The organism is Pseudohaliea sp., from assembly GCF_040217025.1.
In the GTDB taxonomy this organism is placed as follows: Bacteria; Pseudomonadota; Gammaproteobacteria; order Pseudomonadales; family Halieaceae; genus Pseudohaliea.
Genome location: NZ_JAVJOA010000001.1, coordinates 60,891 through 82,308 on the forward strand (window position 1 = coordinate 60,891; position 21,418 = coordinate 82,308).

Below are 21,418 nucleotides of genomic sequence, written 5' to 3' on the forward strand. Positions count from 1 at the left end.
CTCAGCCCTCCACCACCAGCCGCCCGTCGCGGTTGCGGCACTGGCCGGCGACCCAGGTCTCGCGCACCAGGCGGTCGTCGCCGAGGATCTGGTACGCGAACCACTCCTCGGCGATGTCCCGGCAGGCGGCCACCCGCCCGGCGAGGAGCGGAATCTCCCGCGGGTTCAGGCGCAGGAAGTCGGCGTCCGAACCCGGCGCCAAGGTGCCAATGCGCGCCTCCAGCCCCAGCGCTCGTGCGTTGCCCAGGGTGATGGCGTGGAAGGCATCCAGCGGCGGCAGCGGGTGACCACCGAGCTGGCACACCTTGTAGGCGTCGGCCAGGGTCCCGAGCATGGACAGGTCCGTGCCCGCGCCGACGTCGGAGGCAATCGTTACCGGCACGCCGGCCGCGGCGAAGGCCTGCCAGTTGAACAGCCCGCTGCCGAGGAACAGGTTCGAGCTGGGACAGAAGGCGACCAGCGCGCCGGTCTCGGCGAGGCGACGGATCTCGCCGGCCTCGAGATGCAGGCAGTGGGCGAACACCGAGCGTTCGGTACACAGGCCGTGGGCATCGTAGGTGTCGAGGTAGTGCGCCGCCTCCGGGAACAGCTCGCGCACCGCCGCCACTTCCCGGGGGTTCTCCGCGAGGTGGGTCTGCAGGTAGACGCCCGGGTGATCGCGCAGTAGTTGCCCGGCGCCGGCGAGCTGCGCCGGCGAGGAGGTAATGGAGAAGCGCGGCGTCACAGCGTAGGCGAGGCGATCGCGGCCGTGCCAGCGCTCGATCAGTTCGCGGGACTCGGCAATGCCGCCCTCGGCACTGTCGCGCAGCGCCTCGGGGGCATTGCGGTCCATGAGTACCTTGCCGGCGATGAGGCAGAGTCCGCGCGCCTCGGCGGCAGCGAAGAGCGCGTCGGTGGCGTGGTGATGGCTGGTGGCATAGACCATGGCGCTGGTCGTGCCCTGGCAGAGGAGCGCATCGAGGAAGTCTGCCATGGCCACGCGGGCGAAGGCCTCGTCGGCGAAGCGCGCCTCGGCGGGGAAGGTGTAGCGCTCGAGCCACTCCAGGAGCTGCTCGCCGTGGGAACCGATGACGTCGAGCTGCGGCGCATGCACGTGGGTGTCGACAAAGCCCGGCACGACCAGGTCGCCGCCGAGATCGGTGCAGGCAGCGAGATCGAGGCCCTGCGCCTCGGCCGCCGCAGCCGTCTCGAGCCCGGCGATCCGCGAGCCCTCGACGACCAGCACGCCGTCCTCGAGGTACTCGACGCGATAACCGCCGGTGGCCTCCGGCAGGCAGTGCAGGAAGCGGCCGCGAAAGCGGTGGACACTCCCGGCCGTGGCCTCAGCTGCCACGGTAGGTGCTGTAGCCGTAGGCCGAGAGCAGCAGCGGCACGTGGTAGTGCTCGGCGCCATCGATGCGGAAGGCGACCGTGACCTCCGGGTAGAACGTAACCTCCGCACGGGCGGCGAACCAGTCACCGGTCGCGAACACGAGCCGGTAGACGCCGGGCACCAGGGAGACGGCGGGCGTCCAGCTCGCCACGCGGCCGTCATCGTCGGTCACGCCGCGGGCCAGGGCATCACCGGCCGCATCGATCAGGGCCACCGCGAGGCCCGCCGCAGGCCGGCCGCGGCCGAGATCGAGCACGTGGCTGCTCAGGGTGGCTGTTTCGGCCATGGGGCTGTCTCCTGTTGCTGTAATCGGTTGCCGGACCCACCGCCCGGCGCCTGGCCCGTCAATCCCTCGATCGCGGCGGCGAGGCGCAGGCGGGTTATCGCAGCCTGCTCCCGCGCGGCGTTGGCCAGTTCCGAGGCGCGGTCGTTGGGCAGCCGCTCGCGCAGCAGGTCGCGCATGGCCGGCGCCGACTTCCCGCTGGCGCAGACGATGAAAATGAAGTCATGCCGGTCTTCGTAGGCGCGGTTCAGGGCGAGCAGGTCCGCAAGCACCTCGTCATCGGCCTCCGCCACCTGGCCCTGCTCACGCGCCGCCGGCGCGAAGCGGTCGCGCAGCGCCGCGAGGTCACCGATACGGGCATGGCCGGAGAAGGCCTCGAGCAGCGCCGCCTCATCCATGCGCTGCCAGTGCCGGGCCGCCGCCTCGAGGAGCGCGGCAGCGTCGCCGAAGGGGCGCTCTGCGAGCATGGCCTCCACCCAGGGCGTGCAGTGGCAGGCGTGAAACAGCAGCCGGTGCGCGTCTTCCGGCGGTGCCGCGTTGAACTCGTCCAGGGTCATCATTCGGTCGCGGGCTCCAGCAGTCGCCGCAGCTGGCGCCAGTCGAGAGCGCCGTCGCGCCCTTCGTCCGCTCCTGAGCCGCGCTGCAGCAGGCCCGCGGCGATGGCGATGGCGACGGCCATCGGCCGCTTGCCGGGCACCGTCGCCAGGCCCACGGGGCACTCGAGGCGGTCGATGAGCGCCGCCGGCATGCCGTCGCGGGCCAGGCGGGTGCGGAAGCGCTCCGCCTTTGTCCGCGAGCCGATGAGGCCGACGTTGCGCCAGCGGAAATCCGCGAGCAGCGCGCGAACGAGGCGGTAGTCGAGCTCGTGGTCGTGGGTCAGCACGAGGACCTCCGCACCATCCGGCAGGGTGGAGAGCGCGTCCAGCGGGTCGGCGAGGTGCACGGCACGAACGCCCGGCGGCGATGCCGACAGCAGCTCGGCGCGGTTGTCGATCCAGTGTACGCGGAACGCGAGTTCCGCCAGCATGGGCACCAGCGCCCGCGCCACGTGCCCGGCGCCGAACACCACCGCGTCGCCCTCACCGGGCCGGATCAGCTCGAACAGCACGCTGACGCTGCCGCCGCAGCACTGCCGCGCCTCGGCGCCGAGGGGTATGCCCGCGACCTGCTGCTGCGTCGTGCCGCCGGCGAGCATCGCCCGGGCCCGCTGGATCACCAGGAACTCGAGTTGCCCGCCGCCGATGCTGGCCCAGCTGTCCTCGCCGGTGATGACCATCTTGGCGCCGGCTTCCCGCGGCGTGGAGCCCGCGGTGCTGAGCACCGTCGCGAGCACGTAGGCCTCGCCGCGGCGCTCCCGTTCCGCCGCTGCCGCCGCCCAGCTGCCGCCGTGCAGGGCCATCAGGCAGGCCTCCCGGCGCGCGCTTCCTCGATGGCCCAGTAGACGCGCTCCGGCGTCGCCGGGGGATCGAGGCGCGGGTTGAAACGGTAGTCGCAGAAGCTCGCGCAGGCGTCGCGGAGCGCGCACCAGGTCGAGACGGCGAGCATCAGCGGCGGTTCGCCCACGGCCTTCGAGCGGTAGATCGTTTCGGCGTGGTTGGCGCGGTCGAAGAGACGCACCTCGAGCTCCGCCGGCAGGTCGAAGGCGGTGGGGATCTTGTAGTTTGCCGGGCTGTCGGAGAGCAGGCGTCCGCGGTCGTCCCAGGCCAGCTCTTCCGTGGTCAGCCAGCCGAGGCCCTGCACGAAACCGCCCTCGATCTGCCCTAGGTCGATGGCCGGGTTCAGGGAGTCGCCGACGTCGTGGAGGATGTCGACCCGCTCCAGCCGGTACTCCCCGGTGAGCGCGCTCACCCGCACCTGGCTGCAGGCGGCGCCACCCGCGAAGTAGTAGAAGGGCCGGCCCCAGGCCGCCTCGCGGTCGAAATCGATCGCCGGCGTGCGGTAGAAGCCGTTGGCGCTCAGGGAGACGCGCGCGAGGTAGGCCTGCTTGATGAAATCCTCGAAGGGCAGGCTCTCGCCGCCGGCGTGCACCCGGTCGTCGGCGAACTCGACCTCGCCGGCATCGCAGCCAAAGTGCTCTGCGGCAAACGCCACGAGCCCGCGCTTGATGCGGTTGCAGGCATCGAGCGCCGCCATGCCGTTCATGTCCGCGCCCGAGGATGCGGCGGTCGGTGACGTATTCGGCACCTTGTCGGTCCGCGTGGCGCTGACGAGGACGCGCTCGTAGCGCACGCCCAGGGCCCGGGCGACCACCTGCGCGACCTTCGTGTGCAGCCCCTGCCCCATCTCCGTACCGCCGTGGTTCAGGTGAATGCTGCCGTCGGTGTAGATATGCACCAGGGCGCCGGCCTGGTTCAGGTGCTTGGCGGTGAAGGAGATGCCGAACTTCACCGGCGTCAGTGCAAGACCGCGGCGGACCTCGTCCTGCGACGCGTTGAAGCGGGCGACGGCCTCGCGCCGTGCCCGGTACGCGCAGCTGTCGGCGAGCTGGCGCATGAGGTCCGGCAGCACCGACTCCTCGATGGGCTGTCCGTAGGGCGTCACGTCGCCCTCGGCGTAGAGGTTGTCCAGGCGCACATCCAGCGGATCGCGGCCGACCCGCCGCGCGATGTCGTCGAGCATGGCCTCGGCGGTGATCAGCCCCTGGGGGCCGCCGAAGCCGCGGAAAGCCGTGTTCGAGACCTTGTCGGTGCGGCAGTAGAGCCCGCGGATGCGCGCGGCCTGGAAGTTGTAGGCGTTGTCGGCATGGAACATGGCGCGGTCGACGATGCCCTGGGAGAGGTCCGCCGAGCAGCCGCAGTCACCGGCCAGCACCATGCTGACGCCTTTGAGCCGCCCGCGGTCGTCGAAGCCCGCGCGGTAGCGGTTCCAGAAGGGGTGGCGCTTGCCCGTCTGTACCATGTCGTCGCGCCGCGGCAGGCGGTGGCGCACCGGCCGGCGGGTGCGCACGGCGAACAGCGCGGCCAGGCAGGCCGGCATCGCCGCCTGCGATTCCTTGCCGCCGAAGCCGCCGCCCATGCGCCGCACCTCCGCCTGCACCGCGTGGATGGGCAGGCCGAGCACGCCGGCGACCAGCTTCTGCACCTCGCTCGGGTGCTGGCTGGAGCTGTACACGTGCACCCCGCCCTCCTCGGTCGGCTCGGCGGTGGCGACCTGCCCCTCCAGGTAGAAGTGCTCCTGGCCGGCCATGCGCAGCTCACCGTCGAGGGTCAGCGGCGCCGCCAGCAGCGCGGCCTCCGGCTCGCGCAGGCAGAATTCGTGGGGCGGCAGCACGTAGTACTCGCGCTCGACCGCTGTGCTGAGATCGACGATGGCTTCCAGCGGCTCACAGTCGATGTCCGCGAGCGCCACGGCCTGCTGCGCGGCCTCGAAGCTGGTCGCCGCCACGGCAAAGACCGGCTGCCCGAGGTAGAGGACCTCGCCGTCGGCGAGCAGCGGGTCGCCAGCGAAGACCGGGGCGATATCGCCGTTGCCGGGAATATCGGCGGCGCTGATCACGTCGACCACGCCCGGAGCCACCCGCACCCGCGACAGGTCCAGGCGCGTCAGCCGGCCGCGGGCGACCGTTGCGCGGCCCGTGGCGACGTGCAGCTGGTTCGGGTAGGTCGGCATATCGTCGACGTACACGGCCGTGCCCGCGACATGGCGCCAGGCCGAATCCTGCGGCAGCCCCTTGCCGACCGGATCCGCGGACCCCTTGCCGACGGGCTCCTGCGGCGCTTGCGGGGCAAGCTTACGCATGCAGCGGCTCCACGGCGTCGATGCCGAGATCGATGCCGTCCCTGAGTTCCCGCAGCGCGCGGCGCAGCAATGCCGCGGCCATCGCGCGGCGGTAGGCGGCGCTGGCGCGCACGTCGTCGATGGGCGTGAAGGTCTCCGCGACCGCGCTGCAGGCCCGCTCTATCGTGCGGTCGTCGAGTGTCGCCGCGGTGAGCACGCCCTCAACGATAGTGGCGCGGAGCGGTGTCGCGGCCATGCCGCCGTAGGCCACCCGGACCTCACCCACCCGGTCGCCGCTGAGTTCCAGCGACAGGGCGAGCAGCACCGTGGAGATGTCGTCCTCGAAACGCTTGCTCAGCTTGAAGATACGGTGCGGCCGCGAAAGCGAGCCCCGGGGGATCTGCACGGCAGCGACGTACTCGCCGGCTTCCAGCACCGTGTCGCGGTAAGCGCGGTGGAATGACTCCACCGGCACCTCGCGCCGGCGCCCGTCGGCGCCGGCGATTTCCACGCGCGCATCCCAGGCCAGGAGCACCGGCGGCATGTCGGCAATCGGCGAGCCATTGGCGAGGTTGCCGCCGAGGGTGCCGCGGTTGCGGATCTGCCGCGAACCGAGGCGCTCGAGCATGGCGACGAGCGGCGGCGACAGCCCGGCAAAACAGTCTTCCAGCGCACTGTAGGGCACCGCCGCGCCGATACGCAGCGCGTCGCCCCGGTCCTCGACGGCACAGAGCTCGGCTACCGCAGTGATATCGACCACCGGGTCCGGTGCCGCGTACTGCTGGGTGATCTCGAGCACGGCATCCGTGCCGCCGGCGACCAGCCAGGCACCGGGATGCTCGCGCAGCAGGGCCTGCAGGGCGGCTTCCTTGCGGGGGCGGTAATAGCCGGCCGGCAGTGCCTCACCGTGGTTCGCGTCCGCGGCCGGCGCACCGCTTTCGGGCACCACCGGCGCCGGCGCGTAGTCGTACATGCGCCGGCCCGCCTCGAGAATCGGGCGATAGCCGGTACAGCGGCAGAGATTACCGGCAATGGCCTCGCGGATGGCCTCATCACCGCGGCCACCCCCGGCGTAGAGCCCGGCGAGGGACATGACGAAACCCGGTGTGCAGAAGCCGCACTGGGAGCCGTGGCAGTCGACCATGGCCGCCTGCACCGGGTGGCGACCCGGGCCCTCGCTGCCGGCGAGCCCCTCGACCGTCACCACGGCCTCACCGGCGACGCTGCCGAGGAGCGTGATGCAGCTGTTCACGCTTCGCGGCGCCTCGCCGGGACGGGCGATGAGCACCGTGCAAGCACCGCAGTCGCCGGACGCGCAGCCCTCCTTGGTGCCGCAGAGACCGGCGCGGGTGCGCAGGAAACGCAACAGCGTCTGCGAGGGCGGACTGCCCGTCGCGTCGATGGTTTCTCCGTTGACCGTCAGCTGCACCGTACCCGCGCCGCCCTACCGCTGCCTATCCGGTAAACGGTAGCAAATAACTTGCCAGCGCGGCAGGCGTTCAGGCGCCGCCGCTCTCCCCGGCCCCGGTACCCGCGGCCGCCGTGCCCGCGCCCGCCAGGCGCGGCAGCAGCGCGAGGCAGGCGATACCGGCGACCGCCAGCGCGAGGGCGACGGCGGCCAGCGCAGCGAGCCCGTCGGTGACCAGGGGCGCCGCCAGGGCGGTGCCCCCGGCCGTTGCCGCCATCACGAACAGCAGCACGAGCGCGGAGGCCCGCGCGTCGTCGCCGTGCGAGGCCTGCAGCGCGCAGTAGAAACCGGGCGGCCCGCGCAGGCCGAAGCCCATGTTGAAGGGCAGAAAGAGACCGATGATCACGGCCATGTCGCGGCCCCCCGCCAGGCCGTAGGCGAAGAGCGCGCCGAGGCCGGCCAGGGAGAGCAGGCTGCCGCCGAGGATGACGCGCTCGGCGCCGTAGCGCGCCACCACGCGGCTCGCCAGGTTGGCGGCGATGATGAAGGTGGTGATGCCGCAGACCTGCATGGTGATGAAGTCGCCAAGGGTGCCGTCAAGCGTCGCCGTGATCACCACCGGCATGCCGAAGACGTAGACCAGCAGGCTGCCGAGGGCCAGGCCCTGGCTGAGCGCATAGCGATGGAAGACCGGGTCGGTCAGCAGCACGATGTAGCTGTGCCCGCTGCGGCGGGCGGCGACCGGCGGCAGGATCCGTCCCGCCACGGCGACGAGTGTCGCCAGGGCCAGGGCGAGCCCGCCGGTGACCAGGAACGAGGCCTGCCAGCCGCCCCGGTGCAGCAGCCACACACCGATGATCGGCGCGATGGCCGGCGCCAGGGACTCGACGCTGCCGATGAAGCCGATAGCGCGCATCGCGCCGCGGGGGCTGAACAGCGCGCGCACCATGCCCGGCGCCACCACCGCCGCGCAGGAGGCGGCCACCCCCTGCAGGAACCGGAGCAGCACCAGCACGGACAGCGTCGGCGACGCCGCCGCAGCGAGGGAGGTCATGCCGTAAAGCCCGAGGGCGAGCACCAGCAGGCGGCGGTTGTCGTGGCGCGCACCGATCTCCCCGAACAGCACGAGACCGATGCCGGTGCCCGCGGCGAAGGTCGCGAGAACGAGCTGCGCCTGCGCGGCATTACCGCCGAGCGCGGACGGCAGCGTCGGCACCGCCGGCAGCACCAGGTCCGTGCCCGCAAGGCCCAGCAGCGTGCACGCGATGAGCAGCGCCGTGGCGGCCACGGCGCGGGATTGTGCAATAGCGGTTGCCCCCTCGGGCGCGGATGACATGGGCAGACCCCGGCGGTCGGTGACTGGAAAGGGGCGCAAGGATAGCAGAGACCCGCCCGCCGTCGATTGCGCCGGCGGGGGGAACTTGCTTTACTCAGCGCACCGCCACGACAGACCGCACCGACAGCCGGGAGACCCCCATGACCCTGCCCCGCCGCCTGCGCGCCGCCGGCGCCGCCTGCCTGACCCTCCTGTTCCTCGCAGCCTGCGGCGGCGAGGCCGAACCGGTACCGGAAACCCCCGGCAAGCCCCGCGTCGCGCTGGTAATGAAGTCCCTGGCCAACGAGTTCTTCATCAGCATGGCGGCCGGCGCCCGGGCCCACCAGGCCGAGCACGCCGACCGCTACGAACTCATCGTCAACGGCATCAAGAACGAGAGCGATCTCGCGCAGCAGGTATCGCTGGTCGAGCAGATGATGGCGTCGCAGGTGGACGTGATCGTCATCGCCCCGGCGGATTCGAAAGGGCTGCTGCCGGTGGCCAAGCGTGCGGTCGACCAGGGCATCGTGGTCGTCAACATCGACAACCGCCTGGACGCCGAGGCGCTTGCCGGCATGGACCTGCGCATCCCCTTCGTGGGGCCGGACAACCGCGAGGGGGCCTATCGCGTGGGCCTGGCCCTTGCGGAAACGCTGGAGCCCGGTGCCGGGGTGGCCATCATCGGCGGCATCCCCAGCGCCTTCAACGCCCGGCAGCGGGCCGCGGGCTTCCGCGACGCCATGGCCGAGGCCGGCATGACCGTCGTCACCGAGCAGGCCGCGGACTGGGAGCAGGCCAAGGCGGCCACGGTCGCCGCCGCTATTCTCAACGAGAACCCGCAGCTATCCGCCCTGCTCTGCGCCAACGACAGCATGGCCCTGGGCGCTGTCGCCGCCGTGCGCCAGGCCGGACGCCGCGGTGAGGTGGCGGTGGTCGGCTTCGACAATATCTCTGCCGCCCGCGACCTCATCGCCGGCGGCGACATGCTCGCGACCGCCGAGCAGTACGGCGACCAGCTCGCGGTTTTCGGCATCGAGTACGCCCTGCAGGTACTGGAATCCGGGGCCGCGCCGCAGGACCGCAAGACCCCCGTGGACGTCGTCACCGCGGAAGACCTCTGAGCCCCGGCCGGCGTGGACGCCCTGCTCTCGATCAGCGGCCTGCACAAGGCCTTTGCCGCGCCGGTGCTGCGCGGCGTGGACTTCACGCTGCGGCGCGGGGAGATTCACGCCCTCATGGGCAGCAACGGCGCCGGCAAGAGCACGCTCTGCAACATCGTCACCGGGCTCCTCGCCGCCGACCGCGGTGCGTTGACCCTGGCCGGCCGGCCGCACCGTCCGCGCTCGCTGCGCGAAGCGGAAGCGGCCGGCGTGCGCATGGTCATGCAGGAGCTGAACCTCTTCCCCGCCCTCAGCATCGCCGAGAACCTCAGCTTCCAGCGCCTCGGCAACGGGCTGGGCCTGCTGTCCCGGCGCCGCCTCGCGGAACGGGCCCGGGCCGCGCTGGAACGGGTGGGCCTCGCCGACCTCGACCCGGCGCTGCCGGTTGCGCGGCTCGGCGTCGGCCAGCGGCAGTTGCTGGAGATCGCCCGGGCTCTCGCCGACGAGCCGCGACTGCTGATCCTCGACGAGCCCACCGCCGCGCTCACAGACCCGCAGATCCACCAGCTCTTCGGCGAGCTCCGGCGCCTGCGTGAGGCCGGCGCCGGCATCATCTACATCTCCCACCGCATGGACGAGATCTGCCAGATCGCCGACCGCGTCTCCGTGCTCCGCGATGGCGAACTGGTTGCCACGGAAGCGGCGGCCGACCTCGACAGCGACCGCATCGTGGAACTGATGGCCGGCGCACCGCTCGAGCGGCCGGCGCGCAGTGCGGGCGGCGCCGCCGGTGACGCGCTGATGAAAGTCGAGGGCCTGGGCCGCGGCGGGGTCTTCGACGACATCAGCTTCGCGCTGCGGGCGGGCGAGGTACTGGGCATCGCCGGGCTCATCGGCGCCGGGCGCACGGAGCTCCTGCGTGCGCTCTTCGGCGCGGACCCGGCCGACCGCGGCGGGCTGCGCCTCGCCGCCGACGGCTTCGCGACGGCGCACCGCTTCCGCCGGCCGGCCGACGCGATGGCCGCCGGCATCGGCCTCGTCGTGGAGGACCGGCGCGAGCAGGGACTGCTGCTGCCGCTGGGTATCGACCGCAATATCAGCCTGGCCAGCTATGGCGCGCTCAAGGGGCCGGGCGGACTCATCGACCGTGCCGCGGAATCCGCCCTGGCCGCGCGCTACTGCGAGGCCCTGGCCGTGCACTGTGCCGGCACCGGTCAGCCGGTGCGGGAGCTCTCCGGCGGCAACCAGCAGAAGGTACTCATCGCCCGCTGGCTGGCCCGGGACTTTCCCGTGCTGCTGTTCGACGAGCCGGGCCGCGGCGTCGACGCCAGCGCCAAGGCGCGCATTCATACGCTGATCCGCGAGGCGGCGGACGCCGGCCGCGGCGTCGTCGTGGTCTCCAGTGAGAACGACGAACTGTTCGCGGTGAGCGATCGCATCCTCGCCCTTTCCCGGGGCCGGCTGGCCGGCGAGTTCGACGCGGCGACGGTCACCGAGGAGGCACTGCTCGCGGCCTGTTTCCGCTACCACGGCCGGGATCACGACGAAGAGGAGGTATCCCGTGCCGCGACGCCCTGAGATCCGGCTGCCCTGGAACTCCCTCGGCCTGGTCGCCGTACTCGCGCTGCTGGTACTGCTGTTCAGTCTGCAGAGCGACTATTTCTTTTCCGCGGTGACCTTCCGCACCCTCGCCAACCAGATCCCGACGCTGACGGTGATCGCCGTCGGCATGACCTACGTGCTGCTGGTAGCGGGTATCGACCTGTCCGTGGGCTCGGTCATGGCGCTCTGCGCGGCGCTCATGGGCGTGCTCATGGTGGATGCCGGCTGGCCGCTGCCGGCAGCACTGCTGGCCAGCCTCGCGGCGGGCCTGGCCTGCGGCCTGGCCAACGGCGCGATCAGCGCGCACTGGCGCATCCCCTCCTTCGTGGTGACCCTGGGCATGCTCGAGATCGCCCGCGGCGGCGCCTACCTCGTCACCGGCTCGCAGACCCGCTACCTCGGCGGCGCCGTCGGCGCCATCGGTGATCCGCTGCCGGGACTGGGCCTGTCCCCGGCACTCCTGGTCGCCCTGGCCGTGGTCGCCGTCGCCCAGTTCCTGCTGCTGCGCACCGTGTTCGGCCGCTACCTCGTGGCCATCGGCACCAACGAGGAAGCGGCGCGCCTCTCGGGGATCAACACCGGGCGCTGGAAGGCCCTGGTGTTCGCCATCGCCGGCCTGCTCGCCGCCCTCGGCGGCGTGTTCCAGCTCGGCTACCTGCAGAGCGCCGACCCGAACGCCGGCATCGGCCTGGAGCTGTCGGCCATCGCCGCCGTGGTCATCGGCGGGACCAGCCTTTCCGGCGGCCGCGGTTCCGTGGTCAACAGCTTCCTCGGCGTGCTGATCATCGCCGTGATGCAGACGGGCCTCGCCCAGCTCGGTGTCTCGGAGCCCGGCAAGCGCATCATCACCGGCGCGGTCATCATCGTCGCGGTCCTGATCGACCAGTACCGGGAACCGCTGGCGGCCCGCTTCGCCCGGCGATGAATACGGGCCCGGCGACCGGCCCCGAAGCGCCTGCGGTTGCGCCGGCGCGAGGGCGTGCCTCGCGCCGGGCCGGCTGGCGGACGGGCATGGCGGTGCTCTGCACGCTGCTGCTGGCGGCCGGGTGCCGGGATCCCGCGGGAACACCGCCCGGGGAGGTCACCGCTCGCGCGCTCGCGCCGGCCCTGCGTATCGAGCCCATCGTCGACGAGCTCCACGGCGCCTCCTGCCCGGCGGGCACCGCCTTCGCAGCCCTGCCCCCGATCCCGCTCGAGGTCACCCCGGTGGAGCTCGCGGAGATCGACCCCGCCGACGACCTGCCCGGGGCCGCCTTCGCCGGCGGCTGGCAGCTGGCGAGCCCCGCCCCTGCCTTCGGCGGCCTTTCCGGGCTCGCTGCCCGCGGCGACCGGGCGCTGCTGGCCGTCAGCGACCGCGGCGCGTTCGTGGAAATCGAGCTCGATGATGGCGTGCCCGTCGCCGCGCGGCTGGCGCCGATGGACCTGCAGGCGCCGGGCGACAAGGCGGACCGGGACGCGGAGGGGCTGGCAATCTACGGCAGCCTGGCGCTGGTCAGCTTTGAACACGACCACCGGGTCCTCGCCTTCGACCTGGACGGCTGCGGCGCGGCGGCGCGCGGTGCAGTCGTCGCGGTCTTCGGCGACGCGATCGGCGGTCTTACCCGAACGCTGGCGCCGAATCACGGCGCCGAGGGACTTGCCCTGGCCACCGGCGGTGAGCTGTTCCTCGCGCTCGAGCTTAACGACGGCGGGCTGCCGCTGGCGCGGCTGGCCGCGGACGGCACCGCCTCGGTCAGCGCGCGTATCCCGCCCCGGGGCCGGCCCGTTCTCACCGGCATCGATGCGACCGCGACGACGCTCTACGCGGTGCTCCGCGACTATCTGCCGGGTGTCGGCAACCACATCGAGGTGCTGGCGCTTCCTCTCGGGCCCGACGGCCCCGAAGTCAGCGCGGTGCGCCGGGTGCTGCGGCTGGCGCCGCGCCAGGGCACGGACAACTTCGAGGGGATCGCGCTGGCACCCCGGGGCGACGGGGGCCTGCGCCTCTGGCTGGTCGCCGACGACAACTTCTCGCGCCGGCAGCGGACCCTGCTCTACGCCTTCGACCTCCGGGACGGCCCTCAACCCGCACCGTAGGCCGCCAGGTCCTCGCGCAGCTGCGCGCGCGCCGCCGCGCCCAGAAAGCTCGCATCGATGGCGTTGTCGAGCAGGCGCCTCGCCGTGGGTATGTCGAGGCCGAGCTCGCGGTGGAGCGCCAGGAAATTCTCGGTGAGGTAGCCGCCGAAGTAGGCCGGGTCGTCCGAGTTCACGGTCACCGCCACCCCCGCGTCCAGCAGCTGTGGCAGCGTGTGGTCCGCGAGGCGGTCGAAGACACGCAGGCGCACATTGGACAGGGGGCAGACCGTGAGCGGAATGCGCTCCCGCGCCAGGCGCTCGACCAGGGCCGGGTCCTCCACCGCGCGCACACCGTGGTCGATGCGCTCGACGCCGAGCACATCGAGGGCGTCGCGGACAAAGGCCGCAGGCCCCTCCTCGCCGGCGTGGGCGGTGCGCCGGTAGCCGCGCTCCCGGGCGGCGGCGTAGAGCCGGGCAAAACCCGCCGGGGGATGATCGCGCTCGGCGCTGGCGAGGCCGATGGCGGCGAAGTGGCAGCGCCAGGGCTCGGCGGCCTCGAGCTGCGCCAGGGCCTCGGCTTCCGGCAGGTGGCGCAGGAAGCTGAGAATCAGGGCCACCGACTGACCCCAGCCCCGGCCCGCATCGTCGATGGCGGCGCTGAAGCCTGCCATGACCGTGTCGAGGCTGACCCCCTGGGGCGCGTAGGTCTGCGGCTCGACCATGATCTCCGCGTGCACGATGCGCTCGCTGCGGCACACGGCGAGGTAGTCACCCATGAGCTGGTAGAAGTCCTCTTCCGTGCGCAGCACGGAGGCGCCGTGGTAGTAGAGGTCGAGGAAACTCTGCAGATCCGTGAAGGCGCAGGCCGCCTCCACGTCGGCCTCGCTGGCGTAGGGCAGCGCGACACCGTTCTTTTCCGCAAGCTCCAGCAGGCGCCGGGGCTTGAGCGAACCGTCGATGTGCAGGTGCAGTTCGCATTTCGGGGCGCCGCGGATCCAGCGCTCGAAGTCTTCACTCACGGGGGCTCTCCTCGCCGCGCATCAAGGCGCCCGATAATGGCCCCTGGCCGGCCGTGGTGCAACGCGACCGTGCTAACGTAGGCGTTTTTCCGCGGAGAGCGACCGTGCAGGAACGCGAACCCAACCCGCGCTGGCTCGCCGGGCCGGCGGCCTGCTGGACCGGCACCGGCGCCGATGCCGACGGCGGCATCGTCATCGAAGGCAACCGCATTGTCGAGCTGGTCCCCGCGGGTGCCGAGGCGCGTACCCCGGGGGCACGGCGCGAATCCATCGCCGGCCTCGTCCTCCTGCCCGGGCTGGTGAACTGCCACCACCACTTCTACCAGACCCTGACCCGCGCCTTTCCCGCCGCGCAGCAGAAGGAACTGTTCGAGTGGCTGCAGGCGCTTTACCCGGTCTGGGCCGGGATCGACGGCGAGGCCGTCACCGTGTCGACCGAGCTGGCGCTCTGCGAACTGCTGCTCTCCGGCTGCACTACCGCCGTCGACCACCACTACCTGTTCTCCGCGAGCAGCGGCGACGCCATCGACCGGCAGGTCGAGGCCGCCGCGGACCTGGGCGCGCGGGTCGTACTGACCCGCGGCTCCATGAGCCTAGGCAGCTCCCGCGGCGGCCTGCCCCCGGACAGAGTGGTGCAGGACGAGGACGCGATCGTCGCCGACTGCGAGCGGCTCCTCGCGCGCTACCACGATCCGGGGGACGACGCGCTGTGCCAGGTCGCCCTGGCGCCCTGCTCGCCCTTCTCCGTCTCCGGCGAGCTCATGACCGCGGTCGCTGCGCTGGCGACGGAGCGCGGCGCCCTGCTGCACACGCACCTCGGCGAGACCGAGGACGAGAACAGGTTCTGCCTCGAGCACTACGGCAAGCGCCCGGTGGACTACCTCGAGGCCACCGGCTGGCTGCGCCCCGGTACCTGGCTGGCCCACGGTATCCATTTCACGGACGCCGAGATCGCCCGCCTGGGCGCGGCGCGCGTGGCGGTGAGCCACTGCCCATCCTCCAACCTCTTCCTCGGCTCCGGGCTCTGCCCGGTGCTCGACCTCGAGGCTGCCGGCTGCCCGGTGGGCATCGGCGTCGACGGTTCCGCCTCCAACGACCATTCCAACCTCATGGAGGAAGTCCGGCAGGCAATGCTGGTGCAGCGGCTGCGCTACGGCAGCGCGGCCGTGGCGGCCACGGACGCCCTGCGCTGGGGCACCGCGGGGGGCGCCGCGCTCCTCGACCGCCCGGCTCTCGGCCGGCTGGCGGTAGGTGCCGTCGCGGACCTCGCCCTCTTCGATCCGGCCGAGGACCTGCGCTTCTCCGGCGCCGGCGACCTGGTCGCGGCGCTGGTCACCAGCGGCGCCCGGCGGGCGCGGCACGTCATGGTCGACGGCCGCTGGCGCGTCCGCGACTACGCGCTGGAGGGCGTGGATCTCGATGCGCTGCGCAGCCGCCATGCGGCCTGCGCGCGGCGGCTGCAGGCGAACGCCTGAGGGTCAGGCAGGCGCCGGGCGCAAGGGTCAGGCGTCGCCGAACCAGTCCAGCAGCTGCCGGTGCACGCGCTCGTCATCGAGCAGGTCGAAGTGGTTCCGCTCGTGGAAGACGCGGCAGTTGTCCGGCTCCACGGCGAGGCGCCGGAGATCGTCGTCGTGGTGACCGGACGCACTGCCCAGGCGGACCAGCAGGTCGCCGAGGGCATCGCCCAGCGGATCGCGCTCGTGCCGCCCCACCGAGGCCGCGAGGAAGTACCAGGCAACGCCCGGCGTCAGCGGCACGGGGCGCCGCCGGTCCTCGGACAGCAGGCCCGTCGGGCTTTCGGCCCAGTCCTCGTCCAGGAGGTCACCGTGGCGCAGGTCGGCCACGCCCGCGCTGAGCCGTTCGCCGAAGGCAAAAGGCGCCACGTAGGGCACGCGCCGGAGCAGTGCATCCACCGTGTGCCCGGCCTTGGCCAGCATCGAGCCATGGTGGGGCGAGCCGAGACAGGCGACGCGGGCGAGCTGGCCGAGCCACCCGAGGCCCCGCGCCTCGGCGTACCAGCAGGCGCTGCGGATCACCAGCCCGCCCATGCTGTGACCCACCAGGGTCAGCGAGGCCACCGGTACCGGCCAGGCGGCGCAGAGCTGCTCGAGAAGCGTCGCCAGCTCCTGCCCGTTCGTGGAGATATGGCGCCCGGTGTTGTAGCGCAGGTACAGCGGTGTCCAGCCGAGCCCGGCCTCGAGCCGGTCGCCGATGCTGGCCCGGCCGCGGCGCCACCAGTCGCGCTCCGACAGGCCCAGGCCGTGCACCAGCACCACCAGGTGCGGGCTCACCGCGGGCAGCGCGCACTGCAGGCGCCCGCTCTCGAGCGCGAGCGGTGTCGTCGCCGTGCGCAGCTGCATGGGGATGGCGAGGGGATTCCCGGTGGCCTCGAGGTGGTCGCCGCGGGCACCGTTGAGGGCGGCGGCGATGCTCACCTCCACGCCCGATTCCCGCGCCTCCCCGACCGCGTCGGGCCACAGCGCCAGCGAGCGGTCCACGGCGGCACCGACCAGGCCGTTCACCCCGCGCACCGTCGAGTAGACGCCCGCGGCGACCAGGCCGTGCGCGCGCGTCGGCGCCGCCGGCGCTGCGGCCCACGGCGCCGGCAGGCGGGCGATGGTCTCGTGCATCTGCTCGACCGTGGTAGTCACGCCCCCGACCGTGTCGAAGGCCAGGCGCGCGGTCCCGCGCAACAAGTCCCGGGTTACAGGCATCGGTGGACTCCTCCCTGCCAGGTGCAGCGTGGCGGCCGCATTCATGGGCACATCGCAGCTTTGCGGGGCGGCGGGGGGGGGGAAGTCTCCCGCGCTCACCCCGGCTACCTGCGAAGACTGCTTTCCTCCGGCAAGCTTAGCCCAGGCCGGGCACGCCGGCTCGCAGCGGGTGTCAGCTTTCCTCGTCCGGCGCCCGGGGGAGCGGCGTGGTGAGGGTATCGAGGAACAGGGCAAAGGCCGCCTCGGCGTCGGTTTCCAGGCACACGGTGGCCGGCCTGCGACCGCTGTCGGGTGCCGGGGCCAGGGCGCCGGCGCTGGCGGCATCGAGGTGCCGGCGCGGCGAGCCGTCGCCGGCCCGGTCGGGCATGGAGAGGTCCGACCCGGGGAGCCAGGGTTTGTCGGTCCCGGCGGCGGCCACCGCCAGCGGCATCGTCTCGCCGCGGCAGAAACGCCCGGGGTCGACCACGGTCATGGCGGCGAGAACGTCCCAGTAATAGTACTCCCCGGAGTCGATGAACCAGTCGTTGGCGTCGAGGACCCGGTCCCACCACGCCGCTGCCGGGTTGTCGGCCCGGGCCTTCAGTTCCGCCGCGACGGCGGGCGTGACGCGGACATCGTTGGTCACGTCCAGGCCCACGACCTCGACGGCGAGCGGCCCGGCGAAGACGCGGTCCGCTGCCACCGGGTCCACGTACAGGTTCCACTCCGCCCGCGTATTCGGGTGACCGTCCGTGAAACCCGGCACGATAATGTTCCCCGCCTCGCGCAGGTTGCCGCCCATGATCACGAGCCGGTCGACCTTTGCCGCATCGTCCGGGTAGCGCTCGAGCCACTGGGCGATGTTCGTGAGCGGGCCCGTGGCCAGCAGCGTGACCGGCCGGTCACTGTCCGCGACCGCCGCGTGAATGAGGTCCACCGCGTGCCCGTTCCAGGGCGCGCGCTCGCTCGGCTGGACCGCGACATCGGACAGCTTGTCCATGTCCTCCTGCCAGGGCTCGGGGAACACGAAGTAGCCATCGAGTGGCACCGGGTCGCCACAGGCCGCCGGGATGGCGGCGCCCGCGGCGGCCAGGTCCGCCAGGGCGAGGGCGTTGGCGACGCCGGGCCCGCAGTGTGCCTCGCCGCTGCCGGCCACGGTAATGGCGCGCAGGTCCACGACCGGGTGGCGGGCGAGGAACAGCAGCGCCGCCCAGTCATCGATCGCCATGTCCGTATCGAAGACCACCGGGGTGGGCCGCGGCGGCGCCGCCTCGAAGCTCGCCCAGTCGGCGAGCAGGGCCTCGAGGGCGGCATTGCCGACGCGCCAGGCGGCTTCCAGCGCCGGCCGGCCCTCGTCCGGGTACGGCGCGGTGGTACTCCAGGCGGCCGTCTTTCCCGGCGGCGGCAGGGTGAAATTGCTCGCCGTGCGCAGCACCAGCACCCGGTCCGGGTCCACGAGCCCCTCGCGGGCGAGGCGGTGTAGCGCCGTGAGCGTGCCGCTGTCCTCCATGTTCGAGGTCATGAACTCCATGCGGCTGCCCGCGTAGAGCGGCACCCAGTCATTGGCCCACCGGTTCAGGTGCGCGCCGTGCCAGTAGGTGCTCGCCGAGAGGGTCTCGCCCACGGTCACGAAGGGCGGGCGCTGCGCGTTCGGGAAGCCCTCGTAGGCCGCGCGGAAGGCCTGCAGCGCCGGCGTGTCCGGCAGCGCGACAGCGCGCGTCTGGCGGAAGGCCCAGTCCGCGAGCACCGGGTTCAGAGCGAAGCTGATCGTATCGAGGGTCCAGCCCGTGGACACATCCTGCGGCCCCTGCGCCGGCTCGTCCGCACCCAGGGGGATGAAGCCGTAGGGCCAATGGTCGGGAATCTCCCGGGCGTCGATCTCGTAGACGAGGTCGCCGTCGACCACCGCGCGCGCCCAGGCGGCGGAACCCAGGGACAGGTCTTCCGGGTCGGCACCGGCGATGCCCGCGACCAGCCAGTAGGCGCGCGACAGGTCGAAGCGCGGATCGAGGCCGAGGGCCATGATGGACGCGGTCGCATTGGGAATGCCGCCGCCGACGCAGATAAGCAGCACGCCCTCTTCTGTCAGGTACAGCGGGTACTCGCCGAGGGGAAACGGGTAGCTTTCGGCGATCTCCGCACGCTCGACCCAGAACTGCAGCTCCCCCGGCCGGTCGCCCGTTGGCTCACCGTATTCGAACATGGTGACGACCACGGCGCGCACGGGCACGGGTTCCGCGAGTACCGCGGGCGCCAGGCTGCCGGCCAGCAGCGCACAGAACAGTGTCAGGATGCTGCGCATCAGGGGTTCTCCTCTCGTTCCCGGGCCGCGAGGGCCCGCAGGGTCAGTTCCAGCGCCGCGAGGGCCGCGGCGACATCGTCTTCCGTGACCGACTCCGCCGGGTGATGGCTGATGCCCTCGGCGCAGCGGACAAAGAGCATGCCCACATCGGTGATCGCCGCCAGGCTCATGGCATCGTGGCCGGCGCCGGAGACGATGGACACGGGGCTGAGCCGGAGCTCGAGCACTACGTTCTCGAGCACCCGCTGCAGCCAGCTCGCGCACTCGACCGCCGCCGCCCGGTGCGTCTCCTCCCAGGCGACGCGCATGCCCCGGCTGCCGGTGAGCCGGCCCACCTCTTCCTGCAGCGCCTCCACCGCCAGGTCCCGCGTGTGGTCCCGGCCGGCGCGGATATCCACGCTGAACTCGCAGTCCCCGGGAATCACGTTGGGCGCGCCGGGGTAGCACTGCAACTGGCCGACGGTGGCGACGATCTCGAAGCGGGCGGCGATGCGCTCCACCAGGTGCACGGCCCCCGCGGCGGCGACCAGCGCGTCCTGGCGCATGTTCATCGGCACCGTCCCCGCGTGCCCGGCGCGGCCGCTCACGCGGACGCGGAAGCGCCGCGCGCCCGCGATGCTGGGCACAACCCCAAGGGGCTGGTGATTCTCTTCGAGCACCGGGCCCTGCTCGATGTGCACCTCGAGGTAGCCGAGGAGGTCATCGCCCGCCCGGCTCGCGCCGCCGATGGCGGCCGGGTCGCAGCCGAAAGCGCTTAGCGCCTCGCCCAGGGTGGTGCCGTCCCGGTCGCGCAGGTCGAACCAGGCCGGCTCCCAGGTGCCGGCGACGGCGCGGCTGCCTAGGAGCGTAGTGCCGAAGCGCGCCCCCTCCTCGTCGCCGAAGCCGAGCAGGTCGACGTGGAAAGGCAGCGGCTCCCCCGCAGTATTAAAGCCCGCCATCGCCTCCAGGGCCAGGAGCACGCCGAGGATGCCGTCGTACTTGCCGGCGTTCCTCACCGTGTCCAGGTGGGAGCCGAGGAGCAGGGTCCGTCGCGCAGCGGGGTCGGTCGCGGCGAGGCGGCCGCAGAGGTTACCCGCGGCATCCTGCCAGGCGGCCAGGCCGGCCTCCTCCAGCCAGCCGGCGACGAGGGCGTTACAGCGCGCGTGCTCCGGCGTGAGATAGCTGCGGTAGACGCCGTCCTCGATGGAGGAAATGGCCGCCAGCTCGTCGCAGCGCGCCATCACCCGTGCCGCCGCCGCGCGCTGGGCGGGGCTTGGCTCGAAGGCGGGCTCTGCGGGCGGGATATCCACGGCTTTGCCTCCGGCCTCAGGCGAACACGTCGAGGGCGGCGGCCACGGCCTCCCCGGCCGGGGCGGCAAAACCCTCCCGGCGCAGGCACTGCTCGAGACAGGCGAGGGTGGTGAGGACAGCGTCGCGGCGGGCGTTGTAGCCCATGGTGCCGATGCGCCAGATCACGCCGTGCAGGGGGCCGAAGGAGGTGCCGATCTCGATGGCGAAGTGCGCGAGCATACGACCGCGGACCGCATCGCCGTCGACGCCGTCGGGAATGTATACGCCGACCACGTTGTGCATGCGGTGGGCCTGGTCGCCAAAGAGGTGAAGCCCCATGGCGGCGAGGCCGGCGGCGAGAGCCTCGCCCGCCACCCGGTGCCGCTCGACGACGTTGTCGATGCCCTCCTCGAGGGCGATGCGCGCGCACTCGCGGGCGCCGTAGAGCATGCTGGTGGCTTCCGTGTGGTGGTTCAGGCGGGCCTCGCTCCAGTAGTCCATGATCATGGCCAGGTCGAAGTAGTTCGAGCGGATGCGCTCACCCCCCGCGTCCTCGTCGCCCTCGGCGCGGATGCCGCGCTCCACGTGGCGCCGCTCGCGGATGACCGCCGCGGCCCGGTCGGACAGGGTCACCGGGGCGATGCCCGAGGGACCGCCGAGGCATTTCTGCAGGCCCGCGGAGACCGCGTCCAGGCCCCAGTCATCGGTCTCGAAGGGGTTGCCGACGATGGACGCGGTGCAGTCGCAGTAGAACAGCACCTCGCGCTCGCGGCAGAGGCGGCCGAGCTCGTCCAGGGGCTGGCACATCGTGGTCGAGGTATCGCCCTGCACCGTGGCGAGGAGCTTCGGCCGCACCCGGTCCAGGGCCTCGGCGATTTGCGCCGGGTCGCAGACTTCCCCCCAGGGCACGCTGATCGTGTGCACTTCCGCCCCGCAGCGCTCGGCGATCTCCGTCAGCAGCTGGCCGAAGCGGCCCGTCACCGGCACCAGCACCCGGTCACCGGGCTCCAGCAGCGACACCAGGCAGGCCTCGATGCCGCCGCGGGCGGTGCTGTCGACGAGGAAGGTCCAGCGGTTCTGCGTGCGGAAAACCTCGCGGTACAGGGCCATCGCCTGGTTCATGCAGGCGGTCATGGACGGGTCGAACTGACCCACGAGCTGGTGCGACATGGCCTGCAGCACGCGCGGGTCGCAAGTGATCGGCCCGGGGCCCATGAGCAGGCGCGGCGGCGGCAGGAAGGTCGAGCGCAGCGCCGGCGGCAGGTCATCGAAGTTCACAGGGT

Annotated in this window: 17 protein-coding genes; 5 read left to right on the top strand and 12 right to left on the bottom strand. The window is 72.3% G+C overall.

The window, feature by feature from the left end:
• Position 1 precedes the first annotated feature (1 nt).
• From guaD to RKE50_RS00290, 7 genes are all read right to left on the bottom strand, one after another.
• Positions 2-1,333 (bottom strand): guanine deaminase, encoded by a 1,332-nt coding sequence (guaD, locus tag RKE50_RS00260; protein ID WP_350033413.1) that lies wholly within the window; start codon positions 1,331-1,333, stop codon positions 2-4.
• On the bottom strand, positions 1,323-1,658 hold the full coding sequence (gene uraH / locus RKE50_RS00265) for a hydroxyisourate hydrolase (RefSeq protein WP_350033415.1): 336 nt from the start codon (positions 1,656-1,658) through the stop codon (positions 1,323-1,325). The genes guaD and uraH overlap by 11 nt, the downstream gene beginning before the upstream one ends.
• The gene (gene uraD, locus RKE50_RS00270; RefSeq protein WP_350033416.1) at positions 1,637-2,215 is read right to left on the bottom strand and encodes a 2-oxo-4-hydroxy-4-carboxy-5-ureidoimidazoline decarboxylase; all 579 of its coding nucleotides are present in this window, start codon (positions 2,213-2,215) and stop codon (positions 1,637-1,639) included. Before uraD ends, uraH begins: the two co-directional genes overlap by 22 nt.
• A complete protein-coding gene (xdhC, locus tag RKE50_RS00275; RefSeq protein WP_350033418.1) occupies positions 2,212-3,054 on the bottom strand; it encodes a xanthine dehydrogenase accessory protein XdhC in 843 nt (280 codons plus the stop codon). Before xdhC ends, uraD begins: the two co-directional genes overlap by 4 nt.
• Entirely contained in the window at positions 3,054-5,393 is a 2,340-nt protein-coding gene (gene xdhB / locus RKE50_RS00280) for a xanthine dehydrogenase molybdopterin binding subunit (protein ID WP_350033420.1), read from the bottom strand. The genes xdhC and xdhB overlap by 1 nt, the downstream gene beginning before the upstream one ends.
• Entirely contained in the window at positions 5,386-6,801 is a 1,416-nt protein-coding gene (gene xdhA, locus RKE50_RS00285; RefSeq protein WP_350033422.1) for a xanthine dehydrogenase small subunit, read from the bottom strand. The genes xdhB and xdhA overlap by 8 nt, the downstream gene beginning before the upstream one ends.
• A 70-nt stretch (positions 6,802-6,871) precedes the next feature.
• On the bottom strand, positions 6,872-8,116 hold the full coding sequence (locus tag RKE50_RS00290) for an MFS transporter (protein ID WP_350033424.1): 1,245 nt from the start codon (positions 8,114-8,116) through the stop codon (positions 6,872-6,874).
• A gap of 140 nt (positions 8,117-8,256) precedes the next feature.
• Here RKE50_RS00290 and RKE50_RS00295 point away from each other — a divergent pair, with 140 nt between their 5' ends.
• From RKE50_RS00295 to RKE50_RS00310, 4 genes are all read left to right on the top strand, one after another.
• Entirely contained in the window at positions 8,257-9,216 is a 960-nt protein-coding gene (locus tag RKE50_RS00295; protein ID WP_350033425.1) for a sugar ABC transporter substrate-binding protein, read from the top strand.
• 12 nt (positions 9,217-9,228) lie between these two features.
• On the top strand, positions 9,229-10,773 hold the full coding sequence (locus RKE50_RS00300; protein ID WP_350033427.1) for a sugar ABC transporter ATP-binding protein: 1,545 nt from the start codon (positions 9,229-9,231) through the stop codon (positions 10,771-10,773).
• On the top strand, positions 10,757-11,722 hold the full coding sequence (locus RKE50_RS00305; protein ID WP_350033428.1) for an ABC transporter permease: 966 nt from the start codon (positions 10,757-10,759) through the stop codon (positions 11,720-11,722). The genes RKE50_RS00300 and RKE50_RS00305 overlap by 17 nt, the downstream gene beginning before the upstream one ends.
• A gap of 86 nt (positions 11,723-11,808) precedes the next feature.
• Positions 11,809-12,873, top strand: a complete 1,065-nt coding sequence (locus RKE50_RS00310; RefSeq protein WP_350033429.1) for an esterase-like activity of phytase family protein — start codon at positions 11,809-11,811, stop codon at positions 12,871-12,873.
• On the opposite strand, the gene RKE50_RS00315 is transcribed toward RKE50_RS00310, so the two are convergent.
• Complete coding sequence (locus RKE50_RS00315) at positions 12,858-13,871, bottom strand: adenosine deaminase (RefSeq protein WP_350033431.1); 1,014 nt, start codon at positions 13,869-13,871, stop codon at positions 12,858-12,860. The genes RKE50_RS00310 and RKE50_RS00315 overlap by 16 nt on opposite strands.
• Before the next feature lie 104 nt (positions 13,872-13,975).
• On the opposite strand from RKE50_RS00315, the gene RKE50_RS00320 reads away from it, so the two are divergent.
• Positions 13,976-15,346 (top strand): 8-oxoguanine deaminase, encoded by a 1,371-nt coding sequence (locus RKE50_RS00320; protein WP_350033432.1) that lies wholly within the window; start codon positions 13,976-13,978, stop codon positions 15,344-15,346.
• A 27-nt stretch (positions 15,347-15,373) separates the two neighbouring features.
• Here RKE50_RS00320 and RKE50_RS00325 read toward each other — a convergent pair whose 3' ends face one another.
• From RKE50_RS00325 to RKE50_RS00340, 4 genes are all read right to left on the bottom strand, one after another.
• A complete protein-coding gene (locus tag RKE50_RS00325; RefSeq protein ID WP_350033434.1) occupies positions 15,374-16,585 on the bottom strand; it encodes an esterase/lipase family protein in 1,212 nt (403 codons plus the stop codon).
• 172 nt (positions 16,586-16,757) lie between these two features.
• Positions 16,758-18,866: a nucleoside hydrolase gene (locus tag RKE50_RS00330; protein ID WP_350033435.1), complete on the bottom strand. Its 2,109-nt coding sequence runs from the start codon at positions 18,864-18,866 to the stop codon at positions 16,758-16,760.
• On the bottom strand, positions 18,866-20,155 hold the full coding sequence (locus RKE50_RS00335; RefSeq protein ID WP_350033437.1) for an allantoate amidohydrolase: 1,290 nt from the start codon (positions 20,153-20,155) through the stop codon (positions 18,866-18,868). Before RKE50_RS00335 ends, RKE50_RS00330 begins: the two co-directional genes overlap by 1 nt.
• A gap of 16 nt (positions 20,156-20,171) precedes the next feature.
• A complete protein-coding gene (locus tag RKE50_RS00340) occupies positions 20,172-21,413 on the bottom strand; it encodes a pyridoxal-phosphate-dependent aminotransferase family protein (RefSeq protein ID WP_350033438.1) in 1,242 nt (413 codons plus the stop codon).
• Positions 21,414-21,418: the final 5 nt, after the last annotated feature.

Bases quoted from the DNA above. Each gene is read 5' to 3' on its own strand.
- uraH (WP_350033415.1), bottom strand. From the start codon at position 1,658: ATGGCCGAAACAGCCACCCTGAGCAGCCACGTGCTCGATCTCGGCCGC.
- uraD (WP_350033416.1), bottom strand. From the start codon at position 2,215: ATGATGACCCTGGACGAGTTCAACGCGGCACCGCCGGAAGACGCGCAC.
- xdhC (WP_350033418.1), bottom strand. From the start codon at position 3,054: ATGGCCCTGCACGGCGGCAGCTGGGCGGCGGCAGCGGCGGAACGGGAG.
- xdhB (WP_350033420.1), bottom strand. From the start codon at position 5,393: ATGCGTAAGCTTGCCCCGCAAGCGCCGCAGGAGCCCGTCGGCAAGGGG.
- RKE50_RS00290 (WP_350033424.1), bottom strand. From the start codon at position 8,116: ATGTCATCCGCGCCCGAGGGGGCAACCGCTATTGCACAATCCCGCGCC.
- RKE50_RS00295 (WP_350033425.1), top strand. From the start codon at position 8,257: ATGACCCTGCCCCGCCGCCTGCGCGCCGCCGGCGCCGCCTGCCTGACC.
- RKE50_RS00310 (WP_350033429.1), top strand. From the start codon at position 11,809: ATGGCGGTGCTCTGCACGCTGCTGCTGGCGGCCGGGTGCCGGGATCCC.
- RKE50_RS00325 (WP_350033434.1), bottom strand. From the start codon at position 16,585: ATGCCTGTAACCCGGGACTTGTTGCGCGGGACCGCGCGCCTGGCCTTC.
- RKE50_RS00330 (WP_350033435.1), bottom strand. From the start codon at position 18,866: ATGCGCAGCATCCTGACACTGTTCTGTGCGCTGCTGGCCGGCAGCCTG.